Here is a 10,982-nt window from a genome sequence, read left to right on the forward strand (position 1 = left end):
TCCATGGCGGGTAAAAAGAAGGACAAGGATCCAAGTTGGGTTGCGGATATCGAAAGCTATTCGCGGCAGATCTGGCTGGCAGGTCTGGGTGCCTACGCCAAGGTCGGGAAGGAGGGCGTGAAGCTCTTCGAAACCCTGATCAAGGACGGAGAGGTTGCCGAGAAGAAAGCCAAGGCCGAGATCGACAAGCAGGTCGACACCCTCAAGGGTAAGGCGAAAGCCGGCAAGAGCCCGCTTGATGAAGCCAAGACCAAGGCCGAAAAGGCCAAGGGCAAGCTGACAGGCAAGTGGAATGAGCTGGAAGAAGCCTTCGACAAGCGTCTCAACAGTGCTGTTTCCCGCCTTGGGGTGCCCTCACGTGATGAAGTGAAGGCGCTGAACGACAAGGTCGATGAGTTGACCAAGCTGATTCAGGGTATGGCTTCCGGCAAGGCGCCGGCTGCCAAGGTTGCGCCGAAAGCCAGCCCTGCGGCTGCCAAACCGGCGGCGAAACCTGCTGCCAAGCCGAAGACCGCAGCTGCCAAGCCCGCGGCCAAGCCCGTAGCGAAACCGGCCGCCAAGCCAGCCGCGAAGGCCGCACCGAAGCCAGCTGCCAAGCCGGCGGCGAAGACCGCTGCGGCCAAGCCGAAGGCACCAGCCAAACCGAGAGCCCCGGCCAAGCCGAAGGCGACTCCGGCTGTTAAGGCACCCGCTGCAGCGGCCTCTGCTCCGGCACCTGCAGCACCCGCGGCGGCACCGGCGGCGGACAAGCCCTCCGACGCCTGATTGCGCTCAGTCGTACCCGACCCCGCACTGCTTCGGCATTGCGGGGTTTTTTATTGGCTGCGTGAGAGTGGGCGATCAGTTGTAGCGGTTAATCAGCAGCTGCATCCACTCGGCAGTCTCCTCGTCGAGGCAGGGGCGCAGCAGGCCGAGCATCTGCTGCACGCCGCCGGCGGCATCGACCTCGCCGTCTCCGGCGACGCGCTGGTAGTCGAGCCAGAACAGGGTGGTCTGGCACAGCGCGTCAAGCAGCCGCTGCTCCGCGTCCTCATCGCAGATCAGATGGCCACTGTTGCGCAGGGCCCGCAGCACCTGATTCAGTCGGCTGCGCAGCGCCGCCAACCACGGGCGCATGGCATGACGCAGGAACGGATAGCGCCCCATCAGGTTGGACAGATCCTGAAACAGGAAGCGGTGAGTGGCGATGGCTTCGAACAGCAGGTGCAGCAGCAGCCAGAGGTCGTCGGGTGAGGCATCGTCGGGTTCTTCTGGGCTGACCAGCAGGCTGTGGGTGGAAAGCAGAAAGTCATCGACCAGCGCCTCCAGCAGTGCTTCCTTGCCCTTGAAGTGGTAGTACAGATTGCCCGGACTGATCTCCAGTTCGTTGGCAATATCCAGTGTGGTGACGTTGGGCTCGCCGTCGGCATTGTAGAGTTCCAGAGTGCAGAGCAGGATGCGATCGCGGGTCTTCATCGGTTACTCATTGCTGTTGAACGTATTGGCCGGGCGCCGGGCCGTGGCCGCCATCGGCGTGAGTCGGTGCGTTGATCAGATCGCCGCTGTAGCGCTTCAGCCAGCCAGTCCAGGCTGGCCACCAGCTGCCCTGTTGTGCTTCGGCTGTGGCCAGCCAGGCGTCGGCAGAAGCGCAGGTGACCGGGCCGTGCTGGTAGTGCGCGCGTGGATGGCCGGGCGGGCACAGCAGGCCCTGAATATGGCCACTGTGGCACAGATTGAAGACTTTCTCGCCCCCCAGACGGGTGCCGGGGTAGGTGTTTTGCCAAGGCACGATGTGATCGCGACGCGCGGCCAGATGCCAGCTGGGCAGGGTCACTGCGCTGAGGTTGATTGCTTCACCGTTCAGCTGCAGGCTGCCGGGCTGGTCAAGCGGGTCGCGGTCGAACAGGTCGAGCAGGTCCTCGACCAGTTGCGCCGGCAGGCGGGTGTGATCGTGTCCCCAGGTGCTGACCGGGCAGTTCTTCAGCTCTCGGCCCAGCCCGTAGCGGGTGACGGCCGGTATCCAAACCAGTTGTTCCGGCCGCATCCAGCCGAACAGGGCGCCGCTGCTGCGGGCGTCGAGGTAGCCGTCGCGCCAGACCCGCTGGCGCAGGCGCTGTCGGGTTGCCGGGCCGCTCAGGCGCATCAGGTCGGTCTGCAGGCGAGTATCCAGCGGGGTCACCAGCAGACTGAGTGCATTCAGTTGGCTATGGCGGCCTGCGGCCTGCTGCCAGGCGCAGAGCAGGGCAGCGATCAGGCCGCCGCTGCAGACACCGGTGAGTGTTGCCTGGGGGCTGGCGCTGTGCTGCAGGCACTCGCTCAGCGCGCGCTGGCTAGCGCTGACGTAGCGGCCCAGCCCCCAGTTGCAGTGGCTGGGATTGGGATTGCGCCAGCTGATCAGGTAGACCTGCAGCCCCTGTTGCAGGGCATGGCGGATCAGACTGGTGTCCGGGGTCAGATCAAGCAGGTAAAAGCGGTTGATCGGCGGCGGAACGATCAGCAGCGGAGTGTTGTGGACGCGGTCAGTCAATGGCTGATAGCAAAGCAGCTCGAACTCGGCGTGGCGGGCGATTACCTGGCCAGGGCTGCAGGCGATGTCACGCCCGAGCAGGTGACGGGTATCCAGATTGGGTTGGGCAAAGGGGCGGCCGCTGGCCAGGTCGGTCCAGAGGTTATGCGCGCCCCGGCACAGGCTATGACCCCGGCTTTGGCGGGCGGCGTCGAGCACCTCAGGGTTGAGCAGGCTGTTGCTGGGCGCTACGGCGGCAGCCACTTGCTCCAGCAGCCAGCGCAGTTGCGCGCGTTCGTGCTCGGCCATCTCCAGGCCGTTGAGCCAGGCGTTCAGCGGCTGCTGCCAGGCGTACCAAAGCTGCAAAATGCGTTGTGACAAGGTTGCCTGCCAGCCCGGGTGGCTGAAGCGAGGGTCGCCCTCCGGTACGTCGATATTCAGTTGGCCGAGCAATGCTTGCAGGGCCTTGCCCAGGGTTTGGAGCAGGTAATCTGCGTGGTGGCAGGGCTGTTGGCTCAGGCTGCGCAGCAGTGCCAGCAGACTCTGCGACAGGTCTCGCCCAATAGCGCTTTGGCGCGTTCGTCCTTGTGAGTGCTCGGGCATCCAGCGTTCCTGATCCAGATCCGTGTCTCGTGTCGCAGTCTAACGCAAGCAGGCCCTGTACGGGTCTGTGTCGAGGGTGCCTTGCTGGCGTTGGCGTTGGCCCTGTGCCTGATCAGCCATGCCCGGGTGCCTGCTTGATGGAGGCAGGGTGCCGGATTACAGCAGGCTGTTTCTCCTCGGACAGAAACGCCATGATCATCGGAGCGACACTCTGTGCGCGCGTCACCAGAAACAGGTGGCCGTCGTCGATCACATGCAGCTCCGAGTTGGGAATGCGCCAGGCCAGCAGCTTCATATTGATCAACGGAATGATCGGGTCGTCGTCACCGGCCAGAATCAGCGTTGGCTGCCGGATCTTGTGCAGCCAGTGCACGCTGGTCCAGCCCAGCCCCGCGAACAGTTGCCAGTAGTAGCCCAGCTTGCCGGAGGATCGCACCTTGGCTGCGTGCTTCTCGGCCAGATGCGGGTCGCGGCGGAACGCGCCGCCATAGATATCGGGGGCGATGGTGACGCCGTGCGAGGGCTGAATGTAGCGCCGCGGGCTGGCCATCTTCATCAGTACGGCCGGCCGACCGGGGACCATTACGGCTCCAGCCGATGTAGCCGCCAGAATCAGCTTCTTGCAACGCTCGGGATGGCTGTAGGCAAACTGCTGCGCCAGCGCGCCCCCCCAGGACACGCCGATGACGTTGACCTGGGAGTAGTCGAGGTAGTCGAGCATGCGTGCGGCCAGCTTGGCCAGACCGGGGAACCGGAACGGCGTCATCGGCGTGGATGAGCCGCCGACACCGGGCACATCGAAGGCGATGACCTCCAGATCCGGGTCCAGCGCTTCGATGAACGGAAACACCAGCTCCAGGTTGGCGCCAATGCCATTGAAGATCAGCAGCGGAGGCAGCGAGCTTGAGCCCGGGCGAACGGCTGTACGCAGGTACTGACCGTCCAGCTCGATGGTGCGAAATATGATGGACTGCGGCATGGGCTGCTCTCAGTTTTGCGCCGATCAGCGCTCGTGTACGTAAGTGCCGGGTGCGGGCTCCAGCGCCGGATACGATTCGTTGCCAAGCACCGCAGGGGCCGGCTTGCGCTTGCCGCCGCGGGCATGCAGCCAGTCTCGCCAGTACTGCCACCAGGAGTCGGACTGTTTGGTCGCGGTTTCCAGCCAGTGTTTGGCATCGCCACTCATGTCGCCGCTGGTAAAGAAGCGCGCCTTGGGGTTGCCTGGCGGATTAAGAATACTCTGGATGTGGCCGCTGGAGGACAGTACGAATTCACACTTGCCACCCATCAGCTTGGCTGATTTGTAGCACGATTCCCATGGCGTGATGTGATCGTTTAGCCCGGCGATGACAAAGCAGTCGCTCTTGACCTGCTTCAGGTCGATCGGCGTGCCGCTGACTTCCAGTGCGCCGGGGCGGGTCAGCGGGTTGGTCTTGAACATCTCCAGGAATTCGCCGTGCAAGGCGGCCGGCAGGCGGGTGGTGTCGTTGTTCCAGAACAGGATGTCGAATACCGGCGGTTCGTTACCCAGCAGGTAGTTGTTGACCCAGTAGTTCCAGATCAGGTCGTTGGGGCGCATCCAGGCAAAGATTCTCGCCATGTCGCGGCCTTCCAGTACGCCGCTCTGGTAGGACATGCGGCGAGCGGCCTCAATTGAGCGCTCGTCGGCAAACAGCGCGACCTGGGTCTTGAGTTCGGTATCCAGCACGCTGACCAGCAGGGTATAGGAGTGGACCTTCTTTTCCTTCAGCGCCGCGTAGTGGCCAAGCAGGGAGACGGTGGTGATGCCGCCGGAGCAGGCGCCAAGCATGCTCAGATCCTTGCTGCCGGTCACGTCCAGCACTACGTCGACGGCTTCCTTGAGGGCGTCGATGTAGGTACTCAGACCCCACTCACGATGGCTCTTGGTCGGGTTGCGCCAGCTGACCACGAAGCCCTGCATATGGTTGCTGACCAGGTAGCGGGCCAGGCTCTTGTCGGGCGACAGATCGAAGACGTAAAACTTGTTGATCTGCGGCGGCACTACCAGCACCGGACGCTCGTAGACTTCCTCGGTCAGCGGCTTGTACTGGATCAGCTCCAGTACCTCATTGCGGAAAATCACCGAGCCTCGGGTGGTGGCCAGGTTGCCGCCCACTTCGAAGGCGTTCATGTTCACCTGGCTGGGCATGCCACCGTTGTGGGCGATGTCCTTGGCCATGTGGGTGAGACCGTCGAGGATGCTCTTGCCGCCGGTCTCGAAAAAGCGCTTGAGTGCAGCCGGATTGAGTGCGGTGTTGGTCGGCGACATGGCCTCGGTCATCAGGGCGATGACAAACTGGGCGCGGCTGATGTCCTGGGCCGACAGATCGGAGCTGGTAATCCAGCTGTTAAGTTCCTTGCGCCAGGCCAGATACGTCTGCATGTAACGTCGGTACAGCGGGTTCTGGCTCCAGGTCGGATCGACAAAGCGGCGGTCGTCGGCACTGGGAGCCAGTTGCGAGCGACCGAGCATTACATCGGTCACCGCCATGCCGAGGCGACCCAGATGGCGAATACTGTGCAGCGGTTGTTTGACAGTTTGCCTCAGCACCATGCGGGCGGTGCTGACAAGATCACGTGCCGGAACACCAACCACGGGGTTGGGGCCGAGAATATGTTCGCTGGCCTTGTTGGCCAGATTTTCATTATTGGTTTTATCGCCCATTTTCAACGCTCCAGTCTGAGGCAGGGAAGCCGCTCTGAATGCAGTCCAGCAAGAATTGAACCAGCTTGTTGGTGTCGCACTCTTGAGACACGTTAGCATGCGGCTTGATTGCTGTTAACGCCTTTTTAGGCAGGTCAACTAAACCAGAGCCATATGTCAAACAGGTGTTGAGGCGAGCGCCCCGTCAGGGGATGAAGCGGATTGCGCTGACGTCAGGGTCGCGCGACGCACCAGCCTGGTGCAGCTCGTCAAGGTAGGCTTGCCAGCGCTGCGCCTGTTCGGTGGCGAGGCGGTAGAGGTAGTCCCAGCTGTAGAGGCCGCTGTCGTGACCGTCATCAAACACCAGCTTCAGGGCGTAGCGCCCGGCCGGCTCGACGCCGACCAGGGCAACGTTGATCTTGCCGGCCTGCAGGACGGGACGGCCATGTCCGCGCACCTCGGCAGAGGGCGACAGCACGCGCAGGTACTCGGCGGGCAACTGATAGCTGCGGCCGTCGGTGTATCCCAGCTCCAGCGTGCGCGAGGCCTTGTGCAACTTGATGCGGGTCGGAATCGGTGCGGGCATGGCAGAGTCCTGAGCTTCAAGCTTCAAGCTTCAAGCTTCAAGCTTCAAGCTTCAAGCAGATCGCATGGCGCGCACGATCTGCTGTTCGCTTGCCGCTTGAAGCTTGCGGCTTGAGTTAAAGAATATAGCGTGACAGGTCTTCGTTGACGGCCAGCTCACCGAGGTGACTGTCGACGTAGGCGGCGTCGATAACCAGCGGCTGATCGTCGTGCTTGGCGGCCAGATCGGCGGCGCTGAACGACACTTCTTCCAGCAGGCGCTCCAGCACCGTGTGCAGACGACGGGCACCGATGTTTTCAGTCTTCTCGTTGACCTGCCAGGCGATTTCCGCGAGGCGGCTGACGGCATCAGGGGCGAACTCGATGTTCAGGTTCTCGGTCGCCATCAGAGCGCGATATTGCTCGGTCAGTGAGGCATCGGGTTCGGTCAGGATGCGCTCGAAGTCGCTCGGCGTCAGCGATTGCAGTTCAACCCGAATCGGCAGGCGGCCCTGCAGCTCGGGAATCAGGTCCGAGGGCTTGGTCAGGTGGAAGGCGCCGGAGGCGATGAACAGGATGTGGTCGGTCTTGACCATGCCGAACTTGGTGTTAACCGTGCAGCCTTCGATCAGTGGCAACAGGTCGCGCTGTACGCCTTCGCGGGAAACGTCGGCACCGCTGCCGCTGTCGGCGCGCTTGCTGACCTTGTCGATCTCGTCGAGGAAGACGATGCCGTTCTGCTCGACGGCGCTGATCGCGCGGGTCTTCAGGTCGTCTTCATTGACCAGGCGCGCAGCCTCTTCATCGCGTACCAGCTTGAGCGCATCGCGGACCTTGAGGGTGCGGGTTTTCTTCTTGCCCTTGCCCAGGTTGGAGAACATGTCGCGCAGCTGGCTGGTCATTTCCTCCATGCCCGGTGGGGTCATGATTTCGATGCCGGCCGGGGCGTCGGAAACCTCGATCTCGATGTCCTTGTCGTCCAGCTCACCTTCACGCAGACGCTTGCGGAACAGCTGGCGGGTGCTGCTGTCGCTGCGCTCCGGCTGGTCGCCGGTGGCTGGGCGGGCGCCGGGCAACAGGGCGTCGAGGATGCGCTCTTCGGCCGCATCTTCGGCGCGGTAGCGCACCTTGGTCATTTCCTGTTCGCGCAGCAGCTTGATGGCGGCATCGACCAAGTCACGGATGATGGACTCGACGTCGCGGCCGACGTACCCCACCTCGGTGAACTTGGTGGCTTCGACCTTGATGAACGGCGCCTGGGCCAGTTTCGCCAGGCGACGGGCGATTTCGGTCTTGCCGACACCGGTCGGGCCGATCATCAGAATGTTCTTCGGGGTGACTTCGTTGCGCAGCGCCTCGGGCAGCTGCTGGCGGCGCCAGCGGTTGCGCAGGGCGATGGCGACGGCGCGCTTGGCATCCTGCTGACCGATGATGTGTCGGTCCAGCTCGTGCACGATCTCACGGGGTGTCATGGACATGGGGTTGAATCCGGTCGCCTCAGGTATTGGCGTCCAGCTCCTCGATAGTCAGGTTGCGGTTGGTATAGATGCAGATGTCGCCGGCAATGTTGAGGCTGGTTTCGACGATCTCGCGAGCAGACAGCTCGGTGTGCATCAGCAGGGCACGCGCGGCGGATTGCGCGTAGGGGCCACCGGAACCGATGGCGATCAACCCTTCTTCAGGCTCGATGACATCGCCGTTGCCGGTGATGATCAGCGAGGCGTCCTTGTTGGCGACGGCAAGCAGGGCTTCCAGCTTGCGCAGGGCGCGGTCGGTGCGCCAGTCCTTTGCCAGCTCGACGGCGGCGCGGACGAGGTTGCCCTGGTGTTTTTCCAGCTGGGCTTCAAAGCGTTCGAACAGGGTAAAGGCATCGGCGGTACCACCGGCGAAACCGGCAATGACCTGATCCTTGTAGAGGCGGCGTACCTTGCGGGCGTTGCCCTTCATGACGGTGTTGCCGAGGGATACCTGGCCGTCACCACCGATCACGACCTTGCCGTGGCGGCGTACGGATACGATTGTAGTCACGCGCAACTCCTGGTTGGCTGTGGGGGAAAAAGTGGCAGGATCGCTGCCTTGCATCCTGATCTGGGGGCACTGATCAGGATTTCAAGGCAAGGCTGGATGCGCCCGAGCAACGGGCGCGAGAGGCTCAGCGCTGTTGCGGCAGCAGGTTGCTGAAGCCGTTGCCGCTGAGGGGCGCTGGGCCTGGGTCATGCTGTCCTTATTGCTGAACGGGCCAACCTGAACGCGGTACCACTGGTTGCCGTTGATGGTGGCGTTCTCCAGTTTCACGTCCATGCCCAGCAGCAGGATCTGTGCGCGCAGCTGGTCGGCATCCGAACGCTGGCGGAAAGAGCCCGCCTGCAGGTAATAGGACGGCCCGCCTGTCGCAGGTTCGCTGGCCTCGGGTGCCGGTGTTGGTGCGGGTGTGGTCGGTGCCGCCTGCTGTGGTGTGCTGACCTCGGACTCCGGCAGCAGGGTGTAGAAGTCGTACTGCGGCTTGGGCGTCGTTGGGGGCGCAGCGGGTGTGTTGCTTGGCTTGGGCGGCTCGGGCGAGCGCCTTACCTCCTCGCGGCCCGGTTCGAGTTGCAGCAGGAAGGTAACGAACACACCAATCACCAGACCGCTGACCAGCCACAACCAGCCGGGAATACCTTTGCGCCGTGGCGCTGATTGCGCGCGGCTGGCGCCGCGGCGAGGGGCTTTGCGTCCTTTTGCCATGCCCTTACATACGCTCCAGAGTGTTGATGCCCAACAGGTTCAGACCCTGCTTGAGGGTACGGCCGGTCAGTGCTGCCAGGCGCAGACGGCTGTCGCGCTGGGTCTCGCTGTCCGCTGCGAGGATCGGGCACTGTTCATAGAAGCTGGAGAAGCGACCGGCCAGCTCGTACAGATAGGTGCAGAGTACGTGCGGGGTGCCTTCGCGAGCAACGTAATTCAGCGTGGCGTTGAATTGCGCCAGATGCGCGCCCAGTTCGGTTTCGGCCGGCTCGACCAGAGCCATAGGAGCCAGATCCGCGACCGCATCCATGCTGCGTTCCAATTTGCGGAATACGCTGGCAACACGGGTATAGGCGTACATCATGTAGGGCGCGGTATTGCCCTCGAAGCTCAGCATCAGGTCGAAGTTGAAGCTGTAGTCGCTGCTGCGATGCTTGGAGAGGTCGGCGTACTTGACCGCGCCGATACCCACGGCGGCGCCGATGGCGCGCAGCTCGTCGGACGGCAGCTCCGGGTTCTTCTCTTTAACCAGGCGCAGAGCACGCTGCTCTGCCTCGTCGAGCAGGTCGACCAGCTTGACGGTGCCGCCGTCGCGGGTCTTGAACGGCTTGCCATCGGCACCGTTCATGGTGCCGAAGCCCATGTGCTCAAGTTGCATGTCGGCGGGCACAAAGCCGGCTGCCCGCGCCACGGCAAACACCTGCTGGAAGTGCAGCGCCTGACGCTGATCGACAAAGTAAAGCACCCGGTTGGCATGCAGCTCTGCATGGCGGTAGCGCATGGCGGCCAGGTCAGTGGTGGCATACAGATAGCCGCCGCCGGCCTTTTGTACGATCACCGGCAGCGGGTTGCCCTCGGCGTTCTTGAACTGCTCGAGGAAGACGCACTGGGCGCCATCGCTCTCGGTCAGCAGACCGGCGCTACGCAGATCGGCAACGATGCCCTGCAGATCGGCGTTGTAGGCGCTTTCGCCGCGCACATCAGCAGGCGTCAGGCTGACGCCGAGGCGGTCGTAGACGGCCTGGCAATGGCCGAGGGAAATGCTGTTGAAGCGCTCCCACAGTGCCAGACAGGAAGGTTCCCCGGCCTGCAGGTCGACGACGCGCTGGCGCGCGCGGGCGGCGAAGTCTTCGCTCTCGTCGAAGCGTTTCTTGGCCTGGCGGTAGAAATTCTCCAGATCGCCCAGCTCGGCTTCGGCGTCGACGCTGTGCTCTTCCATATAGGCCAGCAGCATGCCGAACTGGGTGCCCCAGTCGCCCACATGATTCTGACGGATCACGGTGTGGCCGAGGAATTCGAGGATGCGGGCAACCGCATCACCGATGATCGAGGAGCGCAGATGACCTACGTGCATCTCCTTGGCCAGGTTTGGCGAGGAGTAGTCGACCACCACGCGCTGAGCCGGAACCTCGGCGCGCACGCTCAGTTGCGGGTCGGCCAGTGCGGCTTCAAGCTGACCGGCCAGCCAGCCGGCATCCTGGAAGAAGTTGATAAAGCCCGGGCCGGCGATGTTGACCGACGCCACTGCCTGATGGGCGGGCAGGGCGGCGATCAGCTTCTCGGCCAGATCGCGCGGTTTCATGCCGGCCGGCTTGGCCAGCATCATCGCCAGGTTGCTGGCGAAGTCGCCGTGCGCCTTGTCGCGCGCGTTCTCGACCTGAATGGAGGGCGAAAGGTCGGTCGGCAGGACGCCGTCGGCCTTGAGGCGGTCTACAGCGTCGGCAAGCAGTTGGCTGATCAGGTTCTTCATTTAATGGAGTATCCGGCAGGTGCCCAGTGAAAACCCGACATTATCCGTTTTATGGGGCGGCTTGCCAAACCCTGTGGTCGGTTGGGGTTTGTCGTTGCGGCTGGCGCGGGCTTTATGTAGCTCTGCGGTGGCTGCACAAGGGTGATCGTTCTCTGCAAGGTGCTTTTGTCGAGTTTGCTTTTCGCCTTTTA

11 protein-coding genes are annotated in these 10,982 nt (G+C 63.0%); 1 reads left to right on the plus strand and 10 read right to left on the minus strand.

Annotation, left to right across the window (positions count from 1 at the left end; all coding sequences use genetic code 11):
• Positions 1-3: 3 nt before the first annotated feature.
• Positions 4-765, plus strand: a complete 762-nt coding sequence (locus B7O88_RS11685) for a phasin family protein (protein WP_088276127.1) — start codon at positions 4-6, stop codon at positions 763-765.
• A gap of 75 nt (positions 766-840) precedes the next feature.
• Here the strand turns inward: B7O88_RS11685 and B7O88_RS11690 are convergent, their stop codons facing one another.
• From B7O88_RS11690 to B7O88_RS18070, 10 genes are all read right to left on the minus strand, one after another.
• Positions 841-1,455 carry a TetR/AcrR family transcriptional regulator gene (locus B7O88_RS11690; protein WP_088276128.1) on the minus strand — a complete coding sequence of 205 codons (615 nt, stop codon included), beginning with the start codon at positions 1,453-1,455 and terminating at the stop codon, positions 841-843.
• Positions 1,456-1,462: 7 nt separating this feature from the next.
• Positions 1,463-3,088 (minus strand): PHA/PHB synthase family protein, encoded by a 1,626-nt coding sequence (locus B7O88_RS11695; protein ID WP_088276129.1) that lies wholly within the window; start codon positions 3,086-3,088, stop codon positions 1,463-1,465.
• Between the two features lie 112 nt (positions 3,089-3,200).
• The gene (gene phaZ, locus B7O88_RS11700; protein ID WP_088276131.1) at positions 3,201-4,067 is read right to left on the minus strand and encodes a poly(3-hydroxyalkanoate) depolymerase; all 867 of its coding nucleotides are present in this window, start codon (positions 4,065-4,067) and stop codon (positions 3,201-3,203) included.
• 24 nt (positions 4,068-4,091) lie between these two features.
• Complete coding sequence (phaC, locus tag B7O88_RS11705) at positions 4,092-5,774, minus strand: class II poly(R)-hydroxyalkanoic acid synthase (protein ID WP_088276132.1); 1,683 nt, start codon at positions 5,772-5,774, stop codon at positions 4,092-4,094.
• Between the two features lie 184 nt (positions 5,775-5,958).
• The gene (locus B7O88_RS11710; RefSeq protein WP_088276133.1) at positions 5,959-6,339 is read right to left on the minus strand and encodes a gamma-butyrobetaine hydroxylase family protein; all 381 of its coding nucleotides are present in this window, start codon (positions 6,337-6,339) and stop codon (positions 5,959-5,961) included.
• Positions 6,340-6,454: 115 nt separating this feature from the next.
• On the minus strand, positions 6,455-7,795 hold the full coding sequence (gene hslU / locus B7O88_RS11715; protein ID WP_088276134.1) for an ATP-dependent protease ATPase subunit HslU: 1,341 nt from the start codon (positions 7,793-7,795) through the stop codon (positions 6,455-6,457).
• A 19-nt stretch (positions 7,796-7,814) separates the two neighbouring features.
• Entirely contained in the window at positions 7,815-8,345 is a 531-nt protein-coding gene (hslV, locus tag B7O88_RS11720; RefSeq protein WP_088276135.1) for an ATP-dependent protease subunit HslV, read from the minus strand.
• A gap of 81 nt (positions 8,346-8,426) precedes the next feature.
• Positions 8,427-9,041, minus strand: a complete 615-nt coding sequence (locus tag B7O88_RS11725) for an SPOR domain-containing protein (protein WP_412779073.1) — start codon at positions 9,039-9,041, stop codon at positions 8,427-8,429.
• A 4-nt stretch (positions 9,042-9,045) separates the two neighbouring features.
• A complete protein-coding gene (gene argS / locus B7O88_RS11730) occupies positions 9,046-10,791 on the minus strand; it encodes an arginine--tRNA ligase (RefSeq protein ID WP_088276136.1) in 1,746 nt (581 codons plus the stop codon).
• The coding region (locus B7O88_RS18070; protein ID WP_216359009.1) for a hypothetical protein at positions 10,792-10,982 on the minus strand (191 nt) is incomplete at its 5' end. It abuts the gene before it with no gap.

The organism is Halopseudomonas aestusnigri, from assembly GCF_002197985.1.
Taxonomy (GTDB): domain Bacteria; phylum Pseudomonadota; class Gammaproteobacteria; order Pseudomonadales; family Pseudomonadaceae; genus Halopseudomonas; species Halopseudomonas aestusnigri.